Source organism: Nevskia soli DSM 19509 (genome assembly GCF_000711955.1).
In the GTDB taxonomy this organism is placed as follows: Bacteria; Pseudomonadota; Gammaproteobacteria; order Nevskiales; family Nevskiaceae; genus Nevskia; species Nevskia soli.
In genome coordinates, this window is the sequence record NZ_JONR01000018.1 from 21850 (window position 1) to 46684 (window position 24835).

Consider the following 24835-nt stretch of genomic DNA (forward strand, 5'->3'; position numbering starts at 1 on the left):
CGCTGCCGGTCGCGGCTTTATTGCGGGATTGCGTCAAGAACATGACATGTTGGCCGGCTACATTGGTGGAATGTCCGCTTTCGCACCCACCGCATGAAAGTAGCCGAGCCGCCCGAATTGACCGAGCTGCAGGGACTGATCGAGGATGGCCGTTCCTGGTTCGACATCCGCGAGTTGTGCGAGGTTCAGTGCGGCCAGCGGCGCTTTCCGGTGCATTCCTTCACCCTGGGCAATCCTTCGCTGGATGTGCCGGCGGTGGGTTTCTTCGGCGGGGTGCACGGGCTGGAGCGGATCGGCGCGGAGGTGGTACTGGCTTATATGCGCAGCCTGCTGATGCGGCTGCCCTGGGACACGGTGCTGCGCGAGCAGCTCAAGGGCGTGCGGCTGGTGTTCATGCCGATGGTCAATCCGGGTGGCCTGTGGCTGGGCACGCGGGCCAATCCCAACGGCGTGGACCTGATGCGCAACTCGCCGGTGGAAGCGGTGGAGCCGGTGCCGTTCATGCTCGGCGGCCACCGCATCGGGCCGGGGCTGCCCTGGTACCGCGGTCCGCGCGGCGAGCCGATGCAGCCGGAGGGCGCGGCCCTGTGCGCCCTGGTGGAGAAGGAACTGCTGAGCCGGCGCTTCAGCCTGGCGCTGGACTGCCATTCCGGTTTCGGCGCACAGGACCGCATCTGGTTCCCCTATGCCTACACGGTGCAGCCGATCCGCCACCTGCCGGAGATGCATGCGCTGCGCATCATCTTCGACCAGAGCCATGCGCATCACCGCTATGTGTTCGAGCCGCAGAGCCGGCAATACCTGACGCACGGCGACCTGTGGGATTACCTCTACATGCGCGCCACCGAGGATCATGAGCGGATCTTCATGCCGCTGACGCTGGAGATGGGCTCCTGGCTGTGGATCAAGAAGAACCCACGCCAGATCTTCTCGCGCTCGGGCATTTTCAATCCGCTGATCGAGCACCGGCAGCAACGGGTGATGCGCCGGCATATCGCCCTGCTCGATTTCTTCACCCGCGCCGCCAGCAGCCACGAACATTGGCTGCCGGACGCGGCCGGGCGCGAGCGGCACCGCGCGCAGGCCCTGGCTTCCTGGTACAGCGAAGTCGTGAAGAAGAAGTGAGCGACGCCGCGCCCTGGGTGCTCCTGCGCGGATTGACGCGGGACAGCCATCACTGGGGGCGCTTCCCGGAACTGTTCGCGGCGCGGCTGCCGGGCGCGCGGGTGATCGCGCTCGATCTGCCCGGCAATGGTCCGCTCAACCGACAGCGCAGTCCGCTACGGGTGGAAGACATGGCGGAGTACTGCCGCGCCGAGTTGTCGCGCCGCGGCCTGGCGCCGCCGTACAAGGTGCTGGCCATGTCGCTCGGCGCGATGGTCACGGTGGCCTGGGCCAGCCGGCATGCGGATGAATTGCAGGCCGCGGTGCTGATCAACACCAGCCTGCGTCCGTTCAGTCCGTTCCACCATCGCATGCGCCCGGCCAATTACGGCACGGTGCTGCGCATGATGTTGGGCCATCCCGGTGCGCGCACCAGCGAAGCGGCGGTGCTGCGGCTCACCAGCCGCATGAGTGGGCCGGGGCACGAGGTGCTGGACGACTGGAGTGCCTGGCGCGAACGCCATCCGGTATCCGCCGCCAACGCCCTGCGCCAGATCCTCGCCGCCGCACGCTATCGGGCGCCGCGCGCGGCGCCCGCCGTGCCTCTGCTGATTCTCAACAGCGCCCGCGACGGGCTGGTCGATCCGCGCTGCTCGCAGCGGCTGGCGCAGGCCTGGCAGTGCCCGGTCGAGGTCCATCCCGGTGCCGGGCACGACTTGCCGCTGGATGACGGCGAGTGGGTGGCGCGGCAGGTCAGGGAATGGCTGTATACGGAGCGGCTTTCCTCCCAGGACTCCATTTTCAGGAGCCGGTGAAGAACTCCCACTGGGTCCGGGTGGCGTCGATGTTCTGCGTGGTGGTGCCCAGCAGCATGGTGGAGGGGGTGACCTCGCCGTCCGGCCAGTCGTGGCCGCCGTTGACGATCTGGTAGAGGATGGCGCCGCAGCCGGGAATGCGGTGCTCGATCACGCTGGTGCCGTCGTCGACCAGCATCGGCAGGGTGGTCGCGGTTTCCGCCCCGGTACAGCCATCGATGGTTTCCCAGATCGACAGACTGGCGGGGGCGGCCATCACGGTGCCGAAGCCGTTGTAAGGCACCTGCTTGTCGTCGGTGCCGGAGAACTGGATCATCTTCAGCGGTGTGCCGGATTCGCAGCTGGTGGTGGTGAGCTGCGAGGCCCCCACCATGCCGTAGCCGCTGATCAGGCCCGGCTTGTCGCAGGCGAACAGGTTGGCCATGAAGCCGCCTTCGGAGAACCCGGTCATGGAGATGCGCGCAGCGTCCACCGGCAGGTTGGCGGTGGCATCGGCGATGACATCGGTGAGGAAGACGATATCGCTCTGCGGATCGCTGAACACTTGGGAGGTATAGACACCATTGTTCCAGGTGACGCCCTGATGCGCCGGGAAGGCCAGTATTTCGCCCTGGGCGGCATGGGCACCGGCCAGCACCAGGTTGGCCATGAAGCCGGGATTGCCGCCCAGGTAGTCCAGCATGATCATCAGCGGGCCGAAAGTGGTCGGCGCGGGATCGGGAACCACGTACAACACCTGCCGTCCATCGACAGTACGGACGAAGCCCTGTGAACCCGCGGGCAGGGTGAGGGTGGCCGGCGCCGCGGCGCCGGAGAAGACGCGCCCGGACGCAGCGCCGCCGGAGCTGCCGCCGGAGCTGCTGCTGGAGCCACTGCCTGAACTGGACCCGCTGTCCGAACCGGAGCTGGAGGAGGTCGATTGACCCGGGTCGTTGGAGCCGCAGGCGCCGAGCCCCGCAAGCAGGCCGCCGGCGAGCGCCGCGAAGAGGATTTTGTCGCGCATTCCCGATATTCCGAACAAGGTGCAAGCCAGCGCAGTCCCGGTGGCCGGCGACGTCCCTGGTCGCCGGCCCCGCTGCTGTTGTATTCGATGACTCCGGTCCACGGCCCGCGCCCTGGCCGTTCCCGTGCCCCGACGGCAGGCCGACTGGACAGTGGATTCAGGAATCACGGATAACGATACCCGCTTTGGGCTTTCACCGGGCTCAGGGCCGCCAATCGGTTGAAATCGCAGGGTTGGATGGCTTGCGCGAAATCGGCAACCCGCTGCTGCTTCAAAGCAGTTTCCGCATCAACAATACGCCGACCGCGATGTTCCATAAGGACTGCACCATCACCACCAGGGTCATGCCGTGAACGTCCAGATGCAGCGCACCGAAGATCAATGCCAGAGCGGGTAGCAGGCCGACGGCGCAGCCGCAAATGCCGGCCAGGCGCGCAGGCTTGGAGCCGCGCAGCAGGTCGAACGACCAGAACAGGATGCCCGCCGACATCAATACGGTGGCGAGGCCGGCGAAGCTCTGGTTGAGGACGCGGCAGAGGATCAGCAGTTGCGCGTTGATCTGGAGGTCCGCGACGGTGGCATGCGATGTCAGCGAGGCCAGTTGGCCGACGACGAAGCCGCTCATGGTCGCGGCGACGATCATGGAGAAGATTCCCGCCGTATAGGCCACGAGTCCGGCACGGATCAGTGGACGGGCCAGACCGCGTCGCCGCGAGAATTCGGTGTAGGCGTAGAGGATGGCCAGCATCAGCCCGATGAGCCCGCCATGCACCCAGGCCGAGAGAAGGGAGAGGCGGGTGATCTGGACGACGGCCTGGGCGATGTCCGGGGTGGTGACGGCGGGATGGTGCGCCATGCCGGCGATTTCCAGCAGGGTTGCGGCAATGATGACCAGGCCGGCATTGCGGGCTGCCGCATCGCTTGACGGCGGGATGTCGCGGGAAGCGCGCTCGGGCATGTTCGTCTCCGTGTTGAGGGTGGGGCTACGATAGCGAGGCGGGCGGCGGAGTTGCGGGACAGTTCGCCTCCCATGTCCGCCAACGCGGCTGCGCCGCTTGATACGCTGCGAACCATGGCAAATACGAAAGACGAGGTTCGGGACAGGCGGGCGCAGAGGACGCGCCAGGCGCTGCTCCGCGCCTTCTTCGGCCTGGTGCTGGAACGTCGCTACGACGAGATCAAGGTGGCGGATATCCTCAAGCGCGCCGGCGTCGGCCGCTCCACGTTCTACGAGCATTTCCCCAACAAGGACGGCATCCTGGCCGGGAGCCTGCATGGCCCTTTCGGCATACTGGCGGACGCAAGCCGGGAAACGGACAACACCGCCGACCTGGTCCGGCTGCTGGAGCACTTCTGGACCAACCGTGCCGTGGCCAGAGGCATCTTCCTCGGCGCCGCGCGGCGCAAGACGGTTGCCGTTCTGGTTGAGCTGATCGAGCAAGGCTTCGAATTCGATGGCATCGGCAAGACCGGGGTGCTGCAGGTGCCGGCCCGGCTGGTGGCGATCCAGTTGGCTGAAAGCCTGCTGGGACCGGTAACGGCCTGGTTGACCGGCGAGGTGCGTTGTTCAGTCGAGGTGCTGGCGCTCGCATTGCGGCGCACGGCGGTGGCGATGGTTGCCGCACTGCGGCAGCCGCGATAGCCGCGCCCGGCGCGATTGAGGAGGAGACCGACCGCATTCCGGACGGAGCGCCGCATTCGTCGGCCGGCCAGGTTTCCCGTTCAGGGGAATGTAAAGATTTCTCAAGGAAAATCCGTCATTGGGCGAAAGCGCGTATGGTGGAGTCGTCATCCGGACGACGCGGTCGGGCCGCAAGGAGATTTCCATGAAGAAACGTATGGTTGTTGGCCTGTTATGGGGTATCTGCGGATACGTCGTCGCGGTGGAAGCGAGTTACTTCCTGACACTGCTGCTTTCTTCCAATATGCACGACCGCAGCCTGGTGGCGGCGATGAACAGTGCTTTCGTGTTCGGGCCGGGCGGGGCTGTCGCGGCATTCGCGGTGTGCATGGTGCGAATGGGGCGGCGGCGACGGTTGATCGCGGCGGTCTGAGCGGCAGCCCGGGAAGCGTGTCGCGCTACCAGAGGTTCTTGCCGTCGACGATGGTCACCGGAACGGCGTCCAGGTCGAAGTTGTCGAGCAGGCGGGCGTTGATGCCGATCCCGGGATTGGTGAAATCGGCTTTGCCGGTGGACCAGTCGGGGGATTCGCTATAGGTGCCGCAACCGCAGATGGGGCAGAAATTGTGCTTCACGGTCTTGGTCTGCCAGCGGTAGGTGGCGACGTTTTCCTCCGGGGTGGTCAGCTTGAACTGGGCCGGCTGGTAATAGGCCCATAGCGCACCGCGCTTGGAACAGAAGGAGCAGGTGCAGCGGGTGACGCTTTCCGACGCTTCGCTCAGCTCGAAGCGGGTGGCGCCGCAATGGCAACTTCCCTGTATGGTCATGGCTTGCTCCTCTGGTCTGGCATGGTGTGGGCGCAAGGGCCTTGCGCGTGGGAACCATGCCAGGGAGGAGCTGCTGACATCATCCTGTCAGGAGGCGGGCGTCGACAGGCCGCCTGGAGCGGAAATCCCGCACCCCGAAACGGCTCGCTTGCCTGGGGTGAACGGCGCCGGGTTGAATCAAATGGCAAACGCCACGGTCATACCTCCGTGAGCGCCCAGATTCCGCCTACGCCGCCGGCAGCTGGACGATGGTGCTGTTCGCTTCGGGCGGTTCGCTGGCGATCGCGGCGGTGGTGGGCATTCTCGTCACCACCTGGATGACCGGGCGCATCACCCGCATGAACCCGGCGGCGATCTTCATCTCGCTGTTGTTCTGGAGCTGGTTGTGGGGCGTGTGGGGCGCGTTGCTGGCGGTGCCGATCACCGGCATGATCAAGGTGATGTGCCAGCACGTGGAGGAGTTCGAGCCGCTGGCGGAGATGTTGAGCGAGTAGGGTGACGACTTGCAGCTTCGGTAGTGGCTCGGTGGATTCGTGTGGCGCTGCCGGGTTGTTCGTAAGGGCGAGTGCGGGGCCAGATCCTTCGCTACGCTCAGAGCCTGCCCCCGAGGTTGTAGTCGGGGGATGACAATGGCAAGGTCCGTTCGCCCTGCATGCCCAGTACGGCATGTAGTGCCGATGGGGTGGCTGGCCTCTCGATACACCGCGCTGCGCGCGGCACTCGAGGCGAACGGACCTTGTTTCTGTGGGTGGGGAAAAGCTAGTGCGCCTTCGCGGTTGTCTCCGCGACCTTGCCCGTATCCGCCGTCTTCAGCTCATCCTGCAAGTCATGCCCGCGCTTGATCAGGTACTGGTGGATGGCGTCCACGTCCTCCGGCTTGAGGCGGCCGGCGAAGGATGGCATGCCGCGGCTGGCGCGGGCGCCGTAGACGATGCCGGGGAAGACGTTGTGCTTGTCCGGGGTGAGGTAGCGCAGGTCCGGTACCACGCCGCCGCTGACGGCGCTGAGGCCGTGGCAAACGCCGCAGTTGCCGTTGAACAGGTCGCGGCCTTTGTTGACGGTAGCGGCGTCGGCGCTGAGGATGGGCGGCGCGGGCTGGACGGCGGGGGTGTGCTTCGGCGGCGGCAGGCTGGCCTTGCCGCCGAGCTTGTAGACCAGCACGCGCGATTCGGGGCGCACCTTGGCGTTGAGGGAGAGCGAGCCGTAGGCCAGCGGAAAGGCGCCGCCCCAGCCGGCGAGGACGGCGACGTACTGCTCGCCGCCGACCTGGTAGCTCATCGGGCCGGCCATGACGCCGCTGTTGGCGGGGGATTCCCACAGCTTCTTGCCGCTATCCGCAGCGTAGGCGACGAAGCGGCCGTCGGCGGTGCCCTGGAACACCAGGTTGCCGCCGGTGCTGAGGGTGCCGCCGTTCCACGGCGTCTTGTATTCCTGTGACCAGACCTGCTTCTGCGTCACCGGGTCCCAGGCCACCAGGCGGCCCTTGTAGGAATCGATCACCGGCTGGAGCTGCTTGAGGTCTTCCGGCAGGGCCAGGGGCTGGGTGCCGAGGTTCCACACGCCGGTGCGGGAGTCGAACACGGCGTCGTTGTCGGGGGCCAGCAGGGCGGCGGCTTCCTGCGCCGGGATGTAGGCGAGGCCGGTGCGGGGGCTGTAGGACATGGGCTGCCAGTTGTGGCCGCCGAGCGGGCCGGGCATGACCAGCTTGGCGCCGCTGGTCCAGTCGGAGGCGGCATCGTCGATCTGCGGCATGCCGGTTTTGAGATCCACCTTGCTGGCCCAGGTGGCGATGGTGTACTTCTCGGCGGAGAGCAGTTCGCCGGTGGCGCGGTCGAGCACGTAGAAGAAGCCGTCCTTGGGCGCCTGGAGGAGCACCTTGCGCATCTTGCCGCCGACCGGGAGGTCGGCGAGGACGATGCTTTCGTCGGCGTCGTAGTCCCACATGTCGCCCGGCACTTCCTGGTAGTGCCAGGCGTACTCTCCGGTATCGGCATTGACGGCGACGATGGAGGCGAGGAACAGGTTGGTGGCGGTCTTGGCTTCGCCGCGGGCGACGCGGTTCCACTCGACGCCGTTGCCGGTGCCGAAGTAGACCAGGTTGAGGGTCGGGTCGTAGGCGATGGCGTTCCACACGGTGCCGCCGCCGCCCTCGGCGAAGTACTTGTCGCCGGTCCAGGTCTTGCGCGCCATTTCCATGGCGGGGCTTTCGGCCGGGAGCTTGGGATCGCCGGGCACGGTGTAGAAGCGCCAGGCGAGCCTGCCGGTCTCGGCGTCGTAGGCGGAGATGTAGCCGCGCACGCCGAATTCGGCGCCGCCGTTGCCGATCAGGATCTTGTCCTTGACGACCAGCGGCGCGCCGGTGATGGAATAGCTGCGGCTGTGGTCCGGGGTGGTGTCGGTCTCCCACACTTTCTTCCCGCTCTTCGCGTCCAGGGCGATGAGGCGGCCATCGAAGGCGCCGACATAGACCTTGCCCTTGCGCACCGCCACGCCGCGGTTGCCGACGTCGCAGCAGGCGTTGGCGGCCTTTTCGCGCGGCACCTTGGGATCGTATTTCCACAGCAGCTTGCCGCTTCTTGCATCGAGGGCATAGACGAAGCTGAAGGCGCCGGTGGTGTACATGACACCGTCGACCACCACCGGGGTGGCTTCGGCGGCGCGGTCGATATCCAGCTTGTAGGTCCAGGCCAGGCCGAGGGAGGCGACATTGCCGTCGTTGACCTTGGCCAGCGGGCTGAAGCGCTGTTCGTCGTAGCTGCGGCCGCTGCTGAGCCAGTTGCCCGGGTCCGCGTCCGCGGCGGCGATGCGGGCGCTGTCCACCTGGGCGACACCTTTGGCGTAAGCGCCGCCGCTGGCAGCGAGCATTGCGGACAGGGTCAGGCACAGCAGGCTGCTGCTGGGGTTGCTCACGGCGGTTCTCCTCGGCGGTGATGCTTTAGTTATGGGCCGATTTTAGCCGCAAATGGGTAGTGGGCAGCTACTCGAACGGGTAGCAGGGCAGCAGGCGAACGGGAGGAAAGCATCTCAGGTCGGTTTTGTTCAACCCTGATCCGGCCCGCATGAAACTGCAACGAAGCTAAATCCGCCAAAGAAGGCCAGCACGAACCGGATCCGGAACAGGGTCATGTCGATGTAGGGCTTGCGCGGGCCGAACACGCCGGTGAGCGCGCGCAGGGGCAGGCGATCCCAGCCTCAAAGTTTGGGGGAACGCCGCCAATCGAATGGGTCGTTGGGGCGGGAACGGCCGGACCGCTCAGCACGAGTCAAGGCATGGAAATCGGACCGACGGTGGCAATGCATCGACTGACGGGCCTTGCAATTCTGTCGTCTACCTTCCGACCGTCAAGAGCTACCGCTCAACTCTAGGGCCGGTTACATTCCGTTCGCATGCTGGCAAGGTGTCCTTCATCGCGCAGGGGCTCCATCAGGAGCGTTTGCATCCGCATCCTGATGTTCAAACCCTGGAAGGCCGAACCATGCCCCTCTTTTCAAGAGCCGTGCTGTGTTGCATTGTCCTCAGCGTTTTTCCCTGCGGTGCCGCCGCTCCCACACCACAGCAGAGCATCACGGGATTTTCACCCGTCAGCGGCGTGCCCGGCACGGTGGTGACGCTCACCGGTACCGGCTTTACCGGATCATCCGTGGCCTGGGTCGGTGGCGCGCACAACGCCAGCCTGAAGGTGCTCAGCGACCGACAGGCGCAACTCGTGGTGCCCGCCGGAGCCAGCACCGGCAAGATCGCGGTCCTCAATTCGCTGCACGCCGCATTCTCCTGGAAGCCGTTCACGCTGGCCGCTTCCTCGCCCGCTTTTCCGCAACCCGTGATCCACAGTTTTTCACCTGTTACCGGACCGGCCGGGACGGTGGTGTCGGTTGCCGGCAGCGGGTTCACGGGCGCCAGCGCCGGCTGGATCGGCAACGCACATGACGGCAAGCTGAAGGTCGTCAACGACGGGCTGGTGCAGCTTACGGTGCCTGCCGATGCGAGCAGCGGGCAGCTGGCGCTGATGAATCCGGGCCATGCGGCATTTTCGCCTTCGGCGTTTACGGTTTCCCATGTGGTCGTTGGTTCCGGCAGCAGTTCCGGCGGCGGCTTGAGTTCCGGTAGCAGCTCAGGCTCCGGCACGACGAATTCGAGCGGCGGTGTTACGAGTTCGAGTGGCGGCAATACGGTCAGCGCCGCCAGCGCCGCGCATGCCTTACGCGTGCAAGGCGCCCATTTCGTCAATGCCAGCGGGGCGGTGGTGCAGCTGCGCGGCGTGAACTACAGCGGGTTCGAATTCGTCGCCATCCAGGGCTGGGATCCCGGCGACCCTTCGGGTGCCCAGGCCGGACAGATCGGCGGTCCGAAGTGGTCGGCGATCACGGCCTGGAAGGCCAACACGGTACGTATTCCGCTCAACGAAGCTTCCTGGCTTGGTTACAGCTGTACCGACAGCAGCGGCGTGGTCCACAATCCCGACCCGGGCGGCAACTACAAGTCCGCGGTGCAGACGCAGGTAAACCAGGCCACCAGCGCCGGCCTGTATGTGATCATCGACCTGCACTGGACCGCACCGGGCAATGCCTGCCCGATGCTGCAGACACAAATGGCCGACAGCGATCACTCGATCGCGTTCTGGACTTCGGTGGCGACCACCTTCAAGTCATATCCCAATGTGCTGTTCGAGTTGTTCAATGAGCCATTCCTGAATTTCGACTTCACCGGTAACGCCTGGAGCTACATGATGAAGGGGACCGGCGGCGCCTTCAGCGGCTATCCGGCCACCAGCAATAGCGGCAACTGGCAGGATGTGAAAAAGCCCTGGGCCATCGCCAGCTACCAGGCGATGCTCAACGCCGTCCGCGCCACCGGCGCCAGCAATGTGGTACTGGTGGGAACCATGCAGTATTCGCAGGATCTGAGCGGCTGGCTGTTGTACCGGCCGACCGATCCGCTCAAGCAGATGGCGGCGGCCTGGCATCCGTATCCCACTTACGGTACCGCCTGGGGCTCGGCTGCCTATGCACAGCCGAATTTCGCGCCCCTGATTTTCACCGAGGTGCAACTCATCCAGGCGGCGGGCTATCCGGTGATCGCCACCGAGACCGGGGACCGGAACAGTGCCGGCACGGTGGGCGCGCCATTGGTCTCGACGGTGACCACATGGGCCGATACGAATGGCGTCAGCGTGATCGGCTGGGCCTGGGATAGCTGGAGCGACGCCGATAACGTGCTGATCAAGGATGCGGCCGGAACACCCACCGACGGCTACGGCGTGGTGTTCAAAAAATGGCTGCTGGCGCACTAGGGAGCTTCTGAAGGCGGTGTACGAGCCGTTGCCCGATTACCCGCAGAGCCGCGCGCCGGCCGCACCGAACCGGGAAAACACCGGGCCTGTATAAACGGCGGCGGACATCGGCCGCTCCCCGGGATGCGGAGTGGCGATGAAGACGCGATTGTGCCGTCCTGATTGACGCGCTCAACCGCCGGAGCGGATCGGCTGCGCCAGGATCCACAGTCCGAAGGTGGTGAACAGCACCATCAGGAACAGCATCGGCAACTGGCTCAGCGTGGCTTGCCTGCGGCTGGGAAAGCAGCGCAGGGCCTGGAGATGGGCGAGATAGACGCTGACGATGTGGCCGAAGACGATGAGGCCGACCTGGGTGTGCCAGACGGTGCCGGCATTGGGGATGATGGGGGCGCGCAGCCAGTAGGCGGTGCCGAACAGGTTCCAGCCGATGCCGAAGGGATCGGAGACCAGGCTGACGATCTTGCTGCCCTGGCTGAGGATCAGGGTGTAGTAGTGGGTGATGTTGTAGACCAGGGCGATGGGCAGCAGGGTGTAGGCGAAGCGCAGGGCCAGTTCGCGCGTGGGCAGCTGGCCGCCGGCCGCGAGCTTGCTCAGGCGGATGAACAGCAGGTAGACCGCGAGATACAGGAAGGGCGAGGCCAGCAGGCAAAGCGTGGCCCAGGCGGTGTACCAGGGTTGCAGGACGGGATACGCGGCCAGGGGATTGTCGCCGACGACGGGCTTGAGCCAGCCGTAGAGATCGATCCAGAACCAGCGCATCCACGGCGCGGTGTCGTGCAGGCCGTCGAAGGCGGTGGAGGAGAGCATGAACAGCACGAACAGCATGAGACTGGCGTGCGTGGGGCTGTCGTCCAGCAGGCCGCTGAAGGGGATGCGCAGGCGCAGGCGGGCGGCGCCTTTCTCTTCGGGCCGGTAGTCCAGCGGCGCCATTTTCGCCACCAGGTGCAGGAGCACGCCGAAGAATTCTCCGTAGCGGAACCAGGCGGTGATGCCCATCAGCCAGACGCCGGCGAGGTTGATGGCGCTGTAGGCGAGCAGGATCACGGCCAGCGAGAAGGGGCGCGTGTAGCCGAACAGTTCGATCCAGATGAAGGCCATGTACAGCAGCAGGGCCGGCCACCACGTCAGTTTTTCGGGATAGCGATAGCGGCCTTGCAGGTAGGCGGGCCACAGGCGCCCGATGCCCTGCGCCAGCAGGCGCCATGGGTTGATCGCGGCATAGACCTCGCCGAACAGGGCGGTGAGGTAGGTGAAGACCAGCACGAACAGGATCCAGAACAGGGTCATGTTGATGTTGGTGTAGGGGTTGCGCGTGCCGGACAGGCCGGTGAGCACACAGAGCAGCAGGCTGCCCAGGCTGAGCACCTTGAGCAATGCCGGCACGCGCCAGCGCCGCAGCGAGCGCACCCATGCCGTATTGCCGATGTCGCGGCTGTTGCTTGGGCCGGCTTGTGCGGGATGGGCGGTGACGAAGTAGGCCACGACCAGGAAAGACACCAGCAGGGCGGCGGCAGCGCCGTAGACATAGAGCCAGAACGGGACCGGCAGGTTGTAGAGCTTGCCGAAGGAATGTGCCTGGGCCGCGCCCGGCATGCACAGGATCGCCGTCGCGATGTGCGCGGCGCAGGCGCGTTGCCGCGCCGGTGCTGGATGCTGCGGCATCACGGCTGCGTCATTGCGGCAGCACTTCCAGGGCGCCCAGTTCCAGTTGCGCGTGGTGCAGCTCGTAATCGAAGCGGCCGCTGTGATCGGCGGTGAAGCCGAGGCGTCCGGGCTCGCCGGGGAGCAGTTTGAGGTGGAGGTCGTAACCGTGCAGATGCAACTCATCCGGCTGGTCGGAGGTGACTTCGAGGACGACGGCATCACCGGCATGGACCTGGATCAGTTGCGGGCCGGAGACGCGCCGGCCCTTGTTCACCACCAGGGAGTAGACCTGGGGTACGGGCGCGGCGGGTGTTACCGGTGCGGCGGGGGGCAGTTGTTGCGGCGGGACGGCTGCGAGCACCCCGGGTGCCGGAGCGGCCACCGGCGCCGGGCGCAGCCACAGGAACAGGCCGGCCAGGAGGGCGAGGCCGAGGCCGAGAAAGAGCAGGGCGCCTTTGTTCATGGGGTGCGGAGCGAGGCCGGGACGGGGGAGGAAGATGCATTTCTACCATACCTGCCCGGCGGGGCCAGGGGTTAAAGTCCGTCACAGGGCTGTAACAAACAAAAAAGAACGGATCAAAGCATCCGGGGGGTATCGATGCGTCACTCAGGGTTTGTGCTCGGCGCCGTGGGCGTCGCCCTATTGCTGGCGGGCTGCGGCAGTTCGACCGCGCCGGCCGCGGAGGCGGGCAACAATGGCGCGCCGCAGACGCGCTACGACATGGCCAACCGCTGCTTCGCCCTGCAATCGGTGGCGCAGAACACGTACGCGGTGCACAACAGCGACGGCAGCTACACCGCTTCCGCCGCCACGGTGGCGGCCGGCGAGCCCTTCTTCATGAAGCCCACGGCCCTGGGCAAGTACATGTTCTACGCCAAGGATGCCACCTACCTGGCGGTAAGCGGCAGCGGCGTGGGCAGCGCCAAGGTGCCGGCGGAGGCGGTGGACTGGACGGTGGACCTCGATGCCGCCAATCACTACACCGTGTTTTCCGCCTCGGCCAACAAGTCGCTCACGGTGGATCCGGCTTCGCATGCGCTGACGCTGGGTGATGCCGGCCCGGCGGCGGAATTCGGTTTCGCACCGGCCACGGGCTGCACCGACTATCCCGAAGCGCAGCTCAACACCACGGGCAGCACCTTCAAGGGTCAGGGCGTGGACAAGCCGGTGCTGGGCTTCGCCGATGTGCACAACCACATCAGCGCCACCACCTTCCTCGGCGGGGCGCACTACGGCGCGCCGTTCAACCGCTTCGGCATCACGGTGGGGTTGAAGAACTGCGAGGCGGTGCATGGTCCGGATGGCGCCACCGACGTGATCGGCAATCTGGAGGGTTACAACACGCCGATCCGCCCGCACGATACGGTGGGCTGGCCGACCTTCGTCGACTGGCCGGCGGCGGCCTCGCTGACGCATGAGGGCACCTATTACAAGTGGATCGAGCGCGCCTGGATGGCGGGCTTGCGCGTGCTGGTCAGCAATACGGTGGAGAACCAGACGCTGTGCAACCTGGAGTCGAAGGTGCAGGGGCACCTGCTGCAGAACTGCAACGAGATGGACAGCGCGGCGGGGCAGGCGCAGTTCATGCACGACTTGCAGGATTACATCGATGCGCAGGAAGGCGGTCCGGGCAAGGGCTGGTTCCGCATCGTCGAGAGCCCGGCCGATGCGCGCAGGGTGATCAACGACGGCAAGCTGGCGGTGGTGCTGGGGGTGGAGATCTCGCACCTGTTCAATTGCAGCGTGACCTATCTGCCCGGCGGCGGCGAGGTGGACGGCTGCACCAAGTCCGATATCGACACGCAGCTGGACCGGCTCTACAACCTCGGCATCCGCGAGATGTTCTCGATCCACGAGTTCGACAACGCACTCGGCGGCAACGGCATCTTCAACGGCCTGGTCCTGAACGTCGGCAACTTCATCGACACCGGCCGCTTCTGGAGCACCTACAACTGCCCGGTGGAAGTGCCGTTCTCGGCTTCCAAGTCCTACAACTACAACGACGGCGCGGTGATGACCACCTCGGACCCGACCGGTCTGACCGACCCGCTGACGGCCGCGCTGCTGGCCGGCACCGGTGTGGTGATTCCGATCTACCCGGACAAGCCCCAGTGCAATGCGCGCGGCCTGACCGACCTTGGACGCTATGCGTTCAGCAGGATGATGAGCAAGAAGATCATCATGGATATCGACCACATGGAGCTGTCGATCAAGAGCGACCTGATCAGCATGGCCGAACAGCAGAGCCCGCAGTATCCGCTGCTCTCCGCCCACGGCGGCTACGGCGGCCTCAGCCAGGACCAGGCGCGGCGCATCATCAACGTGGGCGGCCTGATCTACCCCTATCACACCAATCCTCCGGACTGGATCGCGACGCTGAACCAGTCCCTGCTGCCGCTGCAGAATCCGAAGTACTACTTCGCCATGGGCTATGGCGCCGATACCAACGGCCTCGGCGCGCAGGCATCGGCCTGCACCGACTGCAAGGCGCCGGTGACGTATCCGTTCACGCTGTTCAAGGGGCCGGACTGGGGTTCGGAGTTCGCCGGTGTTGCGCCGGTGACGTTCGACCGTGAAGTCACCGGACAGCGCACCTTCGACGTCAACGCCGAAGGCCAGGCCCACTACGGCCTCAAGGCGGACTGGGTGGAGCAGCTGCGCATCGAGGGCGGCGAGCCGGCGCTGAATGCGCTGTACCACTCGGCGGAGGCTTACCTGGAGATGTGGGAGCGCACGGAGAATCGCTGAGGGGATGGGGAAGGGGCGGACGAGGTACTGCGCCGGCAATCGACTGTCGGGTACCGAGCCGCTAGAGTACGGGCACAGCCCGGGAGCTTACGTTCCCCTCCCATTGCCCGAGGATCATCGTGACGGACCTTTCCGGATTTCCCATCGATAAAAAGTGGCCGGCGCAGCATCCCGACCGCATCCAGCTCTATTCGCTGCCCACCCCGAACGGCGTGAAGGTGTCGATCATGCTGGAGGAAACGGGGCTGCCATATGAGCCGCACCTGGTGGATTTCGGCAGCAACGACCAGAACTCGCCGGCGTTCCATTCGCTCAATCCGAACAACAAGATTCCGGCGATCATCGATCCGGCGGGGCCGGGCGGGAAGCCGCTGCCCTTGTTCGAGTCCGGCGCCATCCTGATCTACCTGGCGGAGAAGACCGGGCGGTTCATGCCCAAGGATGCGGCGGGGCGTTATCACACGATCCAGTGGCTGATGTTCCAGATGGGCGGCATCGGGCCGATGTTCGGCCAGCTCGGCTTCTTCAACAAGTTCGCCGGCAAGGATTACGAGGACAAGCGGCCGCGCGATCGCTATGTGGCCGAGTCGAAGCGCCTGCTCGGGGTGCTCGAAGAGCGCCTAGCGCAGCAGGCCTGGCTGGTGTCGAACGAGTATTCCATCGCGGATATCGCGACTTTTCCCTGGGTGCGCAACCTGATCGGCTTCTATGAAGCGGGTGAGCTGGTGGGCATCGCGAACTTTCCGAATGTGGTGCGTGCGCTGGAGGCGTTTGTCGCGCGGCCGGCCGTGGTGCGGGGGTTGACGATACCGGGTCGCGGGTAGTTCGTGGCGCCGTTGCTGGTCTAGTGTTCCGGCGCGGCGTGGCCGTCCTCGGTCAGGAGATGGCACTGCGCCATCTTCGCTCTGAACTCCTGGTTCACCGCGTCGCCTGGATTGCCCGATTGCTCGCTTTTCAAGCGGGCGCACTCGGCGGCGCTCGGATGATTGGCTTGCATCTCCAGCGAAGTGCCGGCGGCGCCGGAGCTGCCGCCGAAGCGCGATGTGTTCATGTTGGGGGATGACGGGCTGATGCTGCGTGGATCGCTGTCGCTGGACTGGGCGCTGGCGATGCCGGGCCCGATCAACAACAGCGACAGCAGCAAACAGCTGCGAACTGCATTCCTTTGCATCGCGATCTCCTCGTGCCGCTGCTGGGCAACGGTTTTTTTGCTTCCGTTAAGACTGAAGGGCGGGATCGATAGTTCAACGCTATTGCAGCGGCGTTTCCTGCGGGCGGTGGCCCGGGGTGCCGGTTCAGGGCACCTGGCGCTTGGCCAGTTTGCGCGCGAGGGTGCGGCGGTGCATGCCGAGGCGGCGCGCGGTTTCGGAGATGTTGAAGCCGGTTTCGGCCAGGGCTTCGTGGATGCGTTCCCATTCCAGGGTCTTGATCGAGGTGGCGCGCGCGGCGACGGGCGCGCCGACATCGCCGGGGGTACGGCTGAAGGCGGCTTCGATGTCGTCGGTATTGGAGGGCTTGACCAGGTAGTTGCAGGCGCCGAGCTTGATCGCTTCCACCGCGGTGACGATGCTGGCGAAGCCGGTCAGCACCACGATCAGCATCTCCGGATTGTGCGCGCTGAGGGCCTGCACCACGGCCAGGCCGGAGGCGGTGCCGAGCTTGAGGTCGACCACGGCGTAAGCGGGTATCTCGGTGCGCAACAGGGTCTGTGTTTCCTCCTCGCTGGTGGCCAGCAATACGCGGTAGTCGCGGCGCTCGAAGGAACGCTTGAGGACACGGGCGAAGGACTCGTCGTCCTCGACGATCAGCAACAGGCGCTGCGGTGCCGGCTCAAGCGGGTTCGGCATTTCTTTCCCCGATGGTCAGCGCCGCCAGCGGCAGGTGGAGGGTGACGACGGCGCCGCCTTCCGCGGCGTTCTCGGCGGTGACGCGGCCGCCCAGCTTGCGCACCACGTTGACCACCAGGAACAGGCCGAGGCCGCCGCCGGGGCGGCCCTTGCTGGACTGGTAGGGCTTGCCGAACTGGGCCAGCATCTCGGCGGCGAAGCCGGGCCCGCGGTCGCGCACCGAGAGGGACAGTGTCTCGCCGTCGTGCGCCACGCTCAGGCCGACCCAGCGCGGCGAGGCTTCCTGGGCGTTGTCGAGCACGTTGAAGATGATCTGCCGCAGCGCGGAGTCGGACACGATGGGCAGGTCGGTGTCGAACTGCCGGGCGTAGTCGAGCGTGGCCGCGGGGCGCTTGATGCGCCATTCCGCCACCAGGCGGTCGACGAAGCCGGCGATGGTGGTGATCACCAATGATTCGCCGCGCGCCTCGCCGGCGGAGAGCAGGATGCCGGTGACGATGGCCTTGCAGCGCTGCACTTCGGCCTGCATGTCGCCGAGTTCCTGCAGGCGCTCCGGATCCTGCCAGAACAGGGCCATGTTCTCCCAGTCGCCGAGGATCACCGACAGCGTGGCCAACGGCGTGCCGAGTTCGTGCGCGGCGCCGGAGGCGAGCAGGCCCATGCGCACGATGTGGTCTTCCTCGGCGGCGCGTTGGCGCAGGTCGGCGAGGCGGGCGTCGCGCTTGCGCAGGTTGCGGCTGATGCGGCTCATGAACACCACCAGCAGCACGGCGTCGAGCAGGAAGCAGACCAGCATGCCGAGGATGTGCAGGCGGAACAATTCGGTGACGCCGCCCTCGGGGAGCGCCAGCGGCTGGTAGAAGGCGGTGAGGCCGGCGAAGCAGAAGCTGGTGACGGCGACGATGGTCAGGGTCGACCAGGTCTCGAGCAGCATGGCGCCGAGCGTCACCTGCAGGGGATAGAGGAAAACGAAGGGATTGGTGGCGCCGCCGCTGAGGTAGAGCAGGGCGGTGAGCGCGGCCACGTCGAGCAGCAGGCCGAGCAGCAGTTCGCCGTTGCTGACGCTGCGCAGGGTGCGCCAGCGGTAGACGCTGATCAGGTTCAGCGCCACCAGGCAGGCCACTACGGCGGACATGGGCTTCAGCGGCAGCTCGATGCGGAACTCGAGCTCGACGAAGACGATGGTCATGATCTGGCCGATCACGGCGATCCAGCGCAGCTGGATCAGCTGCAGCATGTTGTGCAGGCCGGCGGCATCGCCGGAAATGGCGGCGGCGCGGCGCGGAGGCTCGCGCATGGGGTGGGACGACATCAGGTGTTCGCCTTGGTCCGGCAAGCGGCCGCTCCGGCGCGTGGCGGCGGCGAGGGCCGCCGAATCCGCTATTTTAGCATCCTGCCTGGTTGTCGCAGCCGCCATTCGTGGCGGGCGACGATGGCCGTGCCGCCCGCCACCAGCAGGGCCAGGCCGTACCAGGTGATGGCGTAGACCAGGTGGCTGTTGTGGAAGCTGACCACGGTGAGGCCGCCCGCCGGCCAGCCGCCGGGGTTGGGCGCGGCGTCGGCGTCGAGGAAATACGGGGCGGTGTCCTGCGCCGGCAGGGCCTGCGCGGCGGCGATGGCGGCGACGTCGCGGGAGAACCAGCGGCCGGCGGCGGGATCGTTGCGGCGCAGGAAGGCGCCATGGGGCTCGCTCAAGCGCAGCAGGCCGCAAACCTGGAGTGGTCCCGCCGCCTGAGCTGCGCTGCGCGCGGCCGGTGCGCGTTGTTCCGGGGGAACGAAGCCGCGGTTGACCAGCACCAGCTCGCCGGTGGTGGTGCGCAGCGGTGTCATGACCCAATCGCCGGCGCCCAGGCGGGTGACGGCCTGGACCAGGGTTTCATGGTCGTGCAGGAATTCGCCGGACAGGCACAGCTTGCGGTATTCGTCGTCGGCCGCGTCGAGGGTGGGCCATTGTGCGCGTGTCGGTGCGGCGGCGGGTGGCGCCTGCAGGCGGGTATCCACCTTGCGGATCAGGTCCAGCTTCCAGGCGCGGCGGTGGACCTGCCAGGTGCCGAGTGCGCAGAAACCGATGAAGGCCAGCAGGGCCGCGAGGCCCAGCAGGGACAGGCGCAGGGGCGAGGCCGGTGTTGCAGCCTGCTCCACGCTGCGCTGCGCGGGCCGCCCCATCAGGGCATGTTGCGCATGTCCTGCGGGGACATCGGCATCATGTTGGCGTTCATGTGGTACATGACCCACAGCGAGCCGCTGAGGGTGATGACCACCAGCACCATGGTGAAGATCAGGGCCAGCATGTTCCAGCCGCCCTCGGAACTGGTGTTGAGGTGCAGGAAGTACACCATGTGCACCAGGATCTGCACGATGGCGAAGGCCAGCACGATCAGGGTGGTGGTCTGGTGGTCCTGGAACACCTTGCCCATCACCAGCCAGAAGGGGATGCCGGTCAACACCACCGACAGCAGGAAGCCGGTCATGTAGCCCTTGAAGCTGCCGTGCGCGGCGCCGCCGGGGCCGTGGCCATGGACGTGAGCCTCATCGTGGCCGTGGACGTGGCGGGTGTCGACGTCGGCATCGCCCGCGGCGCCGCCGTGGGGGAGTTCGGAGGCGGTGCTCATCGCAGCACTCCCATCAGGTAGACGAAGGTGAAGACGCCGATCCAGACGACGTCGAGGAAGTGCCAGAACAGGCTCAGGCAGCTCAGGCGGCGCATGTTCTCGGGCGACAGACCGCGCTGGGTCACCTGCACCATCAGGGTGACCAGCCAGATGATGCCGAAGGTGACGTGCAGGCCGTGGGTGCCGACCAGGGTGAAGAAGGACGAGAGGAAGGCGCTGCGCTGCGGCCCGGCGCCTTCATGGATGAAGTGCGCGAACTCGGTCAGTTCCAGGGTGACGAAGGCCACGCCGAAGCAACCGGTGATGGCCAGCCAGAGCAGGGTGGCGCCCTTGCGCTGCCGCGCCATCTCCAGCATGGCGAAGCCATAGGTGATGGACGAGAGCAGCAGCATCGAGGTGTTGAGCAGGACCGTCGGCAGCTCGAACAGGTCTTTCGGCCCGGGGCCGGCGGCGTAGTTGCCGCCGAGCACGCCGTACATGGCGAACAGCACTGCAAAGAGCAGGCAGTCGCTCATCAGGTAGATCCAGAAGCCGAGCATCGTCCCGTTTTCGGGGTGATGCTCCTCGGTCAGGTAGAAACCCTGGGCCGGCGGGGCGTTCATCGCATCGGTGGCTTGTGTCATGGTCAGGCCTGCTGCGCCAGCAGGCGGCTGCGGGCGTCTTCGATCCGCGCGACCTCGGCGGCCGGGATGTGGAAGTCGCGGTTGTAGTTGAAGGTGTGGACGATGGCCGCGGCGATCAGGCCGATGAAGGATGCCGCCGCCATCCACCAGATGTGCCAGATCATGGCGAAGCCGCAGACCATGGCCAGGAAGGCGAGGATCACGCCGGCGCCGGTGTTCTTCGGCATGTGGATCGGCAGGAAGCCCTGTTCCGGCCGCTGGTAGCCGCGCTGCTTCATGTCCGCCCAGGCGTCCAGTTCATGGACCAGGGGGGTGAAGGCGAAGTTGTAGTCGGGCGGGGGCGAGGAGGTGGACCACTCCAGGGTGCGGCCGCCCCAGATGTCGCCGGTGTGGTCGCGCAGCGAGTCGCGATTGCGGATGCTGACGTAGATCTGCACCAGGAAGGCGAGGATGCCGAGGAAGATCAGGGCCGCGCCGAAGGCGGCGATCTGGAACCAGATCTGCAGGCTGGGATCGTCGAAGTGGCTGAGGCGGCGGGTGACGCCCATCAGGCCGAGGATGTACAGCGGCATGAAGGCGAACCAGAAGCCGCTGAGCCAGAACCAGAAGGAGACCTTGCCCCAGAAGGCGTCCAGGCGGAAGCCGATGGATTTCGGGAACCAGTAGTTGATGCCGGCGAACAGGCCGAACAGCACGCCGCCGATGATGACGTTGTGGAAGTGCGCAACCAGGAACAGGCTGTTGTGCAGTTCGAAGTCGGCCGGCGGCACGGCGAGCAGCACGCCGGTCATGCCGCCGATGACGAAGGTGAACATGAAGCCCATGGTCCACAGCATCGGCACGTCGAAGTTGATGCGGCCGCGGTACATGGTGAACAGCCAGTTGAACATCTTCGCGCCGGTGGGGATCGAGATGATCATGGTGGTGATGCCGAAGAAGGAGTTGACGCTGGCGCCCGAGCCCATGGTGAAGAAGTGGTGCAGCCACACCAGGTAGGACAGGATGGTGATGACGACGGTGGCGTAGACCATCGAGGCGTAGCCGAACAGCTTCTTGCCGCAGAAGGTCGAGACCACTTCGGAGAACACGCCGAACAGCGGCAGGATCAGGATGTACACCTCGGGGTGGCCCCAGATCCAGATCAGGTTGACGTACATCATCGGGTTGCCGCCGAAATCATTGGTGAAGAAGTCGGTGCCGACGTAGCGGTCCAGCGACAGCAGCACCAGCACGGCGGTCAGCACCGGGAAGGCGGCGACGATCAGCACGTTGGTGCACAGGGCGGTCCAGGTGAAGATCGGCATCTTCATCAGGGTCATGCCGGGGGCGCGCATCTTGATGATGGTGACCACCATGTTGACGCCGGAGAGCAGCGTTCCGACGCCGGCGATCTGCAGCGACCAGATGTAGTAGTCGACGCCCGCATCGGGGCTGTAGGCGATGCCGGACAAGGGCGGGTAGGCCAGCCAGCCGGTGCGGGCGAACTCGCCGACGAACAGCGAGAGCATCACCAGGATCGCGCCCGCCACGGTCATCCAGAAGCTGAAGTTGTTGAGGAAGGGGAAGGCCACATCGCGGGCGCCGATCTGCAGCGGCATCACCACGTTCATCAGGCCCACCACCATGGGCATGGCGACGAAGAAGATCATGATCACGCCGTGGGCGGTGAAGATCTGGTCGTAGTGCTCGGGCGGCAGGTAGCCGGTAGAGCCGCCGAAGGCCATGGCCTGCTGCAGGCGCATCATGATGGCGTCGGAGAAGCCGCGCAGCATCATGACGATGCCGAGCACCATATACATGATGCCGATCTTCTTGTGGTCGACGCTGGTGAACCACTCGCGCCAGAGGTAGCCCCACTTGCCCATCCAGGTGATGGTGGCGAGCAGGGCGATGCCGAGGATGGCGACGACGATGAAGGTGTAGACCAGGATCGGCACATGAAACGGGATCGCGGCCCAGGTCAGGCGCCCAAAGATGAAATGGATCAGTTCGGAGTTGTCGCGCATCGGTGGTTCTCGAAGGTCCCGGAGGGCGCCTCAGTTGCCCGCGGCCGCGGAAGCAGCGGGCGGGGCGGGGGACCACAGGGGGCCGGGAGTGGCGCACAGGGCAAGCACGTAGGCGAGGCCGGTCGGCGGCTCGGCTTGTCCGGCGTTGAGCGCCGGCGGCCGGTCGTAGGCAAGGCGGCCGACGTTGTAGACGCCGGCCATGCCGAGGCCGCCCTTGGCGTCGATCTTCATCATGTCGCGCAGGCACATCTTGCCGGGCTGCACGCAGAGGTTGAGGATCAGGTCGTAAAGGCCGGGCGCCACTTCGGCGTAATGCTTCACCGGTTCGCGCTCGCTGGGGCGCGCCAGGGCCAGGTAGCCCTCGCGCGTCAGGGCGCCGCCGCCGGACTTGACCGATTGGACCCAGAGGTCGAAATCGGCCTGGCTCTTGCCGAGGAAGCGGAACCGCATGTCGGAGAAGCCGGCGCCGCTGTAGTTGGCGGAGAAGCCCTCATAGCTGCCGGGCTGGTTGATCACCGCGTGCAACTGGGTTTCCATCGCCGGCATGGCGTAGATCTGCCCGGCCAGGGCGGGGATGAAGAAGGAATTCATCACCGAGGAGGCGGTGATCTGGAATTCGATCGGCACGTCCACCGGTGCGGCCAGTTCGTTGACGGTGGCGAAACCGTAGTCCGGATAGACGAACAGCCATTTCCAGTCGAGTGCCACCACTTGCACCTTGAGGGGCCGGGTGCCTTCCGGCACCGGCTTGGCGGCGGCCAGGCGCCCCAGGGGGCGGTAGGGGTCGAGGGTGTGGGTGGCGATCCAGGTCATGGCGCCGAGGGCGATGATGATCAGCAGGGGTGCCGACCAGATCACCAGTTCCAGGCCGGTGGAGTGGTGCCAATCGGGATCGTAATGCGCCTTGGTGTTGGACTGGCGGTAGTGCCAGGCGAACCACCCGGTCAGTACCATCACCGGCACAATAATCAACAACATCAGCACCGTAGAGGCGACGATCAGGTTGCGCTGCTGCAGCGCCACGTCGCCGGAAGGGTGCAGCACGACCGCGCTGCAGCCGCTCATCAGGACGGCCAGCAGCGGCATCAACAGGCGGCGCAGGACTCTGGGCAACATGGCGCACTGTGGGGGTGTGGAGAGGTGCGCCACTATAAGAAGGCCGATCGATTTGCGCGACTGGACGTTTTGTCCAATGGTCTGGACCCCCGAAACCGTGCGAATGTTCGCTCAGAACAGGCGATCCACGACCGAAAGGCTTGTGGACCGGACCCGGCCGGCACTGTGAATTGCATGCGGCCGCCTCTATAGTAATCCAGGCTCACGATATAAACGCAGGCCGAAAGCAGATGTCCGCAATCCACAACGATACGGCAGGTTCCGCCCCGGGCGGGCTGGAACACGGCACCGGGACCGCCCGCCACGAGCCGGGCAAGGTCTCGCCCGGCGAGATCGCCATCGGCGTGATCATCGGCCGCGTTTCCGAATTCTTCGACTTCTTCGTCTTCGGCATCGCCTCGGTGATCGTCTTCCCGGCGGTGTTCTTCCCCTTCGTGTCGCCGCTGACCGGGACGCTGTATTCCTTCACGGTCTTTTCCTTCGCCTTCATCGCGCGGCCGATCGGCTCGCTGCTGTTCAGGATCATCCACCAGCGCTACGGCCGCGGCACCAAGCTGACCATCGCGCTGTTCATGCTGGGCACCGCCACCGCCGGCATCGCCTTCCTGCCCGGCTATGCAGATATCGGCGAGACCGCGATCATCCTGCTGTCGCTGCTGCGCATCGGCCAGGGCCTGGCGGTCGGCGGCAGCTGGGATGGCCTGCCTTCGCTGCTGGCGCTGAATGCACCGCAGGGGCGCCGCGGCTGGTACGCGATGATTCCGCAGCTCGGCGCGCCGATCGGTTTCGTCATCGCCGCCGGCCTGTTCGTCTTCCTGATCTCCAACCTGGTGCCGGAAGATTTCAACAGCTGGGGCTGGCGCTACCCGTTCTATGTCGCCTTCGCCATCAACGTGGTGGCGTTGTTCGCCCGCCTGCGCCTGGTCGCGACGCCGGAGTTCGCGCAACTGCTGAAGACCCGCGAACTGGAACCCGCGCCGCTGCGCGAGCTGGTGCGCGAGCACGGCACCAACGTGGTCCTCGGCTCCATCGCGCCGCTGGCCAGCTACGCGCTGTTCCACCTGGTCACGATCTTCCCGCTGTCGTGGATCATCCTGTTCACGCAGCAATCGGTGGGCGACGTGCTGCTGGTGCAGATCATCGGCGCCGCCATCGCCGTGCCCTGCATGGTGATGTCGGGCGCCATCGCCGATCGCTACGGCCGCCGCAAGGCGCTGGGCATCTTCGCCATCCTGATCGCGATCTACAGCGGCTGGACGCCGGTGCTGCTCTCCGGCAGCACCACCGGCGGCTACCTGTTCATCCTGCTCGGCTTCGCCCTGCTCGGCTTTTCCCATGGCCAGTCGGCGGGCGCGGTCAATTCCAGCTTCGGCAGCCGCTACCGCTATAGCGGCGCGGTGTTCACTTCGGACCTGAGTTGGCTCACCGGCGCGGCCTTCGCGCCGCTGGTGGCGCTGGAACTGGCCTCGCACTTCGGCGTGGGTTACGTCGGCCTGTACCTGCTGTCCGGCGCCCTCGCCACGCTGCTGGCGCTGCGCATCAACCAGACCATGGACGCGCGGGACGATTGAGGC

Annotated in this window: 23 protein-coding genes; 9 read left to right on the forward strand and 14 right to left on the reverse strand. The window is 66.0% G+C overall.

Annotation, left to right across the window (positions count from 1 at the left end):
- Positions 1 to 93 precede the first annotated feature (93 nt).
- Both BP26_RS0110480 and BP26_RS0110485 read left to right on the forward strand, forming a co-directional pair.
- The gene (locus BP26_RS0110480; RefSeq protein ID WP_029920532.1) at positions 94 to 1125 is read left to right on the forward strand and encodes a M14 family zinc carboxypeptidase; all 1032 of its coding nucleotides are present in this window, start codon (positions 94 to 96) and stop codon (positions 1123 to 1125) included.
- Positions 1122 to 1919, forward strand: a complete 798-nt coding sequence (locus tag BP26_RS0110485) for an alpha/beta fold hydrolase (RefSeq protein WP_029920533.1) — start codon at positions 1122 to 1124, stop codon at positions 1917 to 1919. The genes BP26_RS0110480 and BP26_RS0110485 overlap by 4 nt, the downstream gene beginning before the upstream one ends.
- Here the strand turns inward: BP26_RS0110485 and BP26_RS0110490 are convergent.
- Complete coding sequence (locus BP26_RS0110490; RefSeq protein WP_029920534.1) at positions 1906 to 2922, reverse strand: CE1 family esterase; 1017 nt, start codon at positions 2920 to 2922, stop codon at positions 1906 to 1908. The two genes, BP26_RS0110485 and BP26_RS0110490, sit on opposite strands and share 14 nt — an antisense overlap.
- A gap of 271 nt (positions 2923 to 3193) precedes the next feature.
- Positions 3194 to 3880: a hypothetical protein gene (locus BP26_RS0110495; RefSeq protein WP_029920535.1), complete on the reverse strand. Its 687-nt coding sequence runs from the start codon at positions 3878 to 3880 to the stop codon at positions 3194 to 3196.
- 72 nt (positions 3881 to 3952) lie between these two features.
- Here BP26_RS0110495 and BP26_RS27540 point away from each other — a divergent pair, with 72 nt between their 5' ends.
- Positions 3953 to 4564, forward strand: a complete 612-nt coding sequence (locus BP26_RS27540; RefSeq protein WP_029920536.1) for a TetR/AcrR family transcriptional regulator — start codon at positions 3953 to 3955, stop codon at positions 4562 to 4564.
- Between the two features lie 184 nt (positions 4565 to 4748).
- Complete coding sequence (locus BP26_RS26605) at positions 4749 to 4976, forward strand: hypothetical protein (RefSeq protein WP_211254890.1); 228 nt, start codon at positions 4749 to 4751, stop codon at positions 4974 to 4976.
- A 25-nt stretch (positions 4977 to 5001) separates the two neighbouring features.
- Here BP26_RS26605 and BP26_RS0110510 read toward each other — a convergent pair whose 3' ends face one another.
- The gene (locus BP26_RS0110510) at positions 5002 to 5370 is read right to left on the reverse strand and encodes a GFA family protein (protein ID WP_029920537.1); all 369 of its coding nucleotides are present in this window, start codon (positions 5368 to 5370) and stop codon (positions 5002 to 5004) included.
- Positions 5371 to 5546: 176 nt separating this feature from the next.
- Between BP26_RS0110510 and BP26_RS0110515 the strand changes: the two genes are divergently transcribed.
- Entirely contained in the window at positions 5547 to 5864 is a 318-nt protein-coding gene (locus BP26_RS0110515; RefSeq protein ID WP_281172717.1) for an AI-2E family transporter, read from the forward strand.
- 265 nt (positions 5865 to 6129) lie between these two features.
- Here BP26_RS0110515 and BP26_RS0110520 read toward each other — a convergent pair whose 3' ends face one another.
- Positions 6130 to 8235 carry a PQQ-dependent dehydrogenase, methanol/ethanol family gene (locus BP26_RS0110520; RefSeq protein ID WP_169740688.1) on the reverse strand — a complete coding sequence of 702 codons (2106 nt, stop codon included), beginning with the start codon at positions 8233 to 8235 and terminating at the stop codon, positions 6130 to 6132.
- A gap of 611 nt (positions 8236 to 8846) precedes the next feature.
- Here BP26_RS0110520 and BP26_RS0110525 point away from each other — a divergent pair.
- A complete protein-coding gene (locus BP26_RS0110525) occupies positions 8847 to 10661 on the forward strand; it encodes a cellulase family glycosylhydrolase (RefSeq protein ID WP_169740686.1) in 1815 nt (604 codons plus the stop codon).
- Between the two features lie 171 nt (positions 10662 to 10832).
- Here the strand turns inward: BP26_RS0110525 and BP26_RS0110530 are convergent, their stop codons facing one another.
- Together BP26_RS0110530 and BP26_RS27545 are read right to left on the reverse strand one after the other, a co-directional pair.
- Positions 10833 to 12326 (reverse strand): hypothetical protein, encoded by a 1494-nt coding sequence (locus BP26_RS0110530; RefSeq protein ID WP_029920541.1) that lies wholly within the window; start codon positions 12324 to 12326, stop codon positions 10833 to 10835.
- Between the two features lie 10 nt (positions 12327 to 12336).
- Positions 12337 to 12771, reverse strand: a complete 435-nt coding sequence (locus BP26_RS27545; protein ID WP_051748826.1) for a cupredoxin domain-containing protein — start codon at positions 12769 to 12771, stop codon at positions 12337 to 12339.
- A 135-nt stretch (positions 12772 to 12906) separates the two neighbouring features.
- Between BP26_RS27545 and BP26_RS0110540 the strand changes: the two genes are divergently transcribed.
- Together BP26_RS0110540 and BP26_RS0110545 are read left to right on the forward strand one after the other, a co-directional pair.
- Positions 12907 to 15057, forward strand: coding sequence for an amidohydrolase family protein (locus tag BP26_RS0110540; RefSeq protein ID WP_157572474.1), 2151 nt, complete (start codon positions 12907 to 12909; stop codon positions 15055 to 15057).
- 119 nt (positions 15058 to 15176) lie between these two features.
- Positions 15177 to 15881, forward strand: a complete 705-nt coding sequence (locus tag BP26_RS0110545; protein WP_029920544.1) for a glutathione S-transferase N-terminal domain-containing protein — start codon at positions 15177 to 15179, stop codon at positions 15879 to 15881.
- A 20-nt stretch (positions 15882 to 15901) separates the two neighbouring features.
- On the opposite strand, the gene BP26_RS0110550 is transcribed toward BP26_RS0110545, so the two are convergent.
- From BP26_RS0110550 to cyoA, 8 genes are all read right to left on the reverse strand, one after another.
- The gene (locus tag BP26_RS0110550; protein ID WP_157572475.1) at positions 15902 to 16228 is read right to left on the reverse strand and encodes a hypothetical protein; all 327 of its coding nucleotides are present in this window, start codon (positions 16226 to 16228) and stop codon (positions 15902 to 15904) included.
- 124 nt (positions 16229 to 16352) lie between these two features.
- Positions 16353 to 16904 carry a response regulator transcription factor gene (locus BP26_RS0110555; RefSeq protein WP_029920546.1) on the reverse strand — a complete coding sequence of 184 codons (552 nt, stop codon included), beginning with the start codon at positions 16902 to 16904 and terminating at the stop codon, positions 16353 to 16355.
- Positions 16888 to 18216, reverse strand: coding sequence for an ATP-binding protein (locus BP26_RS0110560; protein WP_051748847.1), 1329 nt, complete (start codon positions 18214 to 18216; stop codon positions 16888 to 16890). The genes BP26_RS0110555 and BP26_RS0110560 overlap by 17 nt, the downstream gene beginning before the upstream one ends.
- Positions 18217 to 18284: 68 nt before the next feature.
- Positions 18285 to 19070 (reverse strand): SURF1 family protein, encoded by a 786-nt coding sequence (locus BP26_RS0110565; protein WP_029920548.1) that lies wholly within the window; start codon positions 19068 to 19070, stop codon positions 18285 to 18287.
- Positions 19070 to 19516 carry a cytochrome o ubiquinol oxidase subunit IV gene (gene cyoD, locus BP26_RS0110570; protein ID WP_029920549.1) on the reverse strand — a complete coding sequence of 149 codons (447 nt, stop codon included), beginning with the start codon at positions 19514 to 19516 and terminating at the stop codon, positions 19070 to 19072. The genes BP26_RS0110565 and cyoD overlap by 1 nt, the downstream gene beginning before the upstream one ends.
- Positions 19513 to 20139 carry a cytochrome o ubiquinol oxidase subunit III gene (gene cyoC / locus BP26_RS0110575; protein WP_051748827.1) on the reverse strand — a complete coding sequence of 209 codons (627 nt, stop codon included), beginning with the start codon at positions 20137 to 20139 and terminating at the stop codon, positions 19513 to 19515. The genes cyoD and cyoC overlap by 4 nt, the downstream gene beginning before the upstream one ends.
- 2 nt (positions 20140 to 20141) lie before the next feature.
- Complete coding sequence (cyoB, locus tag BP26_RS0110580; RefSeq protein WP_029920551.1) at positions 20142 to 22145, reverse strand: cytochrome o ubiquinol oxidase subunit I; 2004 nt, start codon at positions 22143 to 22145, stop codon at positions 20142 to 20144.
- Positions 22146 to 22175: 30 nt separating this feature from the next.
- Positions 22176 to 23261, reverse strand: a complete 1086-nt coding sequence (gene cyoA / locus BP26_RS0110585; protein ID WP_051748828.1) for a ubiquinol oxidase subunit II — start codon at positions 23259 to 23261, stop codon at positions 22176 to 22178.
- Between the two features lie 230 nt (positions 23262 to 23491).
- Here cyoA and BP26_RS0110590 point away from each other — a divergent pair, with 230 nt between their 5' ends.
- Entirely contained in the window at positions 23492 to 24832 is a 1341-nt protein-coding gene (locus tag BP26_RS0110590) for an MFS transporter (protein WP_029920553.1), read from the forward strand.
- Positions 24833 to 24835: the final 3 nt, after the last annotated feature.

What these genes read in the sequence shown, in the direction of transcription:
- BP26_RS0110480 (WP_029920532.1), top strand. Translation starts at nt 94, where the DNA reads ATGAAAGTAGCCGAGCCGCCCGAATTGACCGAGCTGCAGGGACTGATC.
- BP26_RS0110490 (WP_029920534.1), bottom strand. Translation starts at nt 2,922, where the DNA reads ATGCGCGACAAAATCCTCTTCGCGGCGCTCGCCGGCGGCCTGCTTGCG.
- BP26_RS0110495 (WP_029920535.1), bottom strand. Translation starts at nt 3,880, where the DNA reads ATGCCCGAGCGCGCTTCCCGCGACATCCCGCCGTCAAGCGATGCGGCA.
- BP26_RS27540 (WP_029920536.1), top strand. Translation starts at nt 3,953, where the DNA reads ATGTCCGCCAACGCGGCTGCGCCGCTTGATACGCTGCGAACCATGGCA.
- BP26_RS26605 (WP_211254890.1), top strand. Translation starts at nt 4,749, where the DNA reads ATGAAGAAACGTATGGTTGTTGGCCTGTTATGGGGTATCTGCGGATAC.
- BP26_RS0110510 (WP_029920537.1), bottom strand. Translation starts at nt 5,370, where the DNA reads ATGACCATACAGGGAAGTTGCCATTGCGGCGCCACCCGCTTCGAGCTG.
- BP26_RS0110520 (WP_169740688.1), bottom strand. Translation starts at nt 8,235, where the DNA reads ATGCTCGCTGCCAGCGGCGGCGCTTACGCCAAAGGTGTCGCCCAGGTG.
- BP26_RS0110525 (WP_169740686.1), top strand. Translation starts at nt 8,847, where the DNA reads ATGCCCCTCTTTTCAAGAGCCGTGCTGTGTTGCATTGTCCTCAGCGTT.
- BP26_RS0110530 (WP_029920541.1), bottom strand. Translation starts at nt 12,326, where the DNA reads ATGCCGCAGCATCCAGCACCGGCGCGGCAACGCGCCTGCGCCGCGCAC.
- BP26_RS27545 (WP_051748826.1), bottom strand. Translation starts at nt 12,771, where the DNA reads ATGAACAAAGGCGCCCTGCTCTTTCTCGGCCTCGGCCTCGCCCTCCTG.
- BP26_RS0110540 (WP_157572474.1), top strand. Translation starts at nt 12,907, where the DNA reads ATGCGTCACTCAGGGTTTGTGCTCGGCGCCGTGGGCGTCGCCCTATTG.
- BP26_RS0110550 (WP_157572475.1), bottom strand. Translation starts at nt 16,228, where the DNA reads ATGCAAAGGAATGCAGTTCGCAGCTGTTTGCTGCTGTCGCTGTTGTTG.
- BP26_RS0110555 (WP_029920546.1), bottom strand. Translation starts at nt 16,904, where the DNA reads ATGCCGAACCCGCTTGAGCCGGCACCGCAGCGCCTGTTGCTGATCGTC.
- BP26_RS0110560 (WP_051748847.1), bottom strand. Translation starts at nt 18,216, where the DNA reads ATGTCGTCCCACCCCATGCGCGAGCCTCCGCGCCGCGCCGCCGCCATT.
- BP26_RS0110565 (WP_029920548.1), bottom strand. Translation starts at nt 19,070, where the DNA reads ATGGGGCGGCCCGCGCAGCGCAGCGTGGAGCAGGCTGCAACACCGGCC.
- cyoD (WP_029920549.1), bottom strand. Translation starts at nt 19,516, where the DNA reads ATGAGCACCGCCTCCGAACTCCCCCACGGCGGCGCCGCGGGCGATGCC.
- cyoC (WP_051748827.1), bottom strand. Translation starts at nt 20,139, where the DNA reads ATGACACAAGCCACCGATGCGATGAACGCCCCGCCGGCCCAGGGTTTC.
- cyoB (WP_029920551.1), bottom strand. Translation starts at nt 22,145, where the DNA reads ATGCGCGACAACTCCGAACTGATCCATTTCATCTTTGGGCGCCTGACC.
- cyoA (WP_051748828.1), bottom strand. Translation starts at nt 23,261, where the DNA reads ATGTTGCCCAGAGTCCTGCGCCGCCTGTTGATGCCGCTGCTGGCCGTC.
- BP26_RS0110590 (WP_029920553.1), top strand. Translation starts at nt 23,492, where the DNA reads ATGTCCGCAATCCACAACGATACGGCAGGTTCCGCCCCGGGCGGGCTG.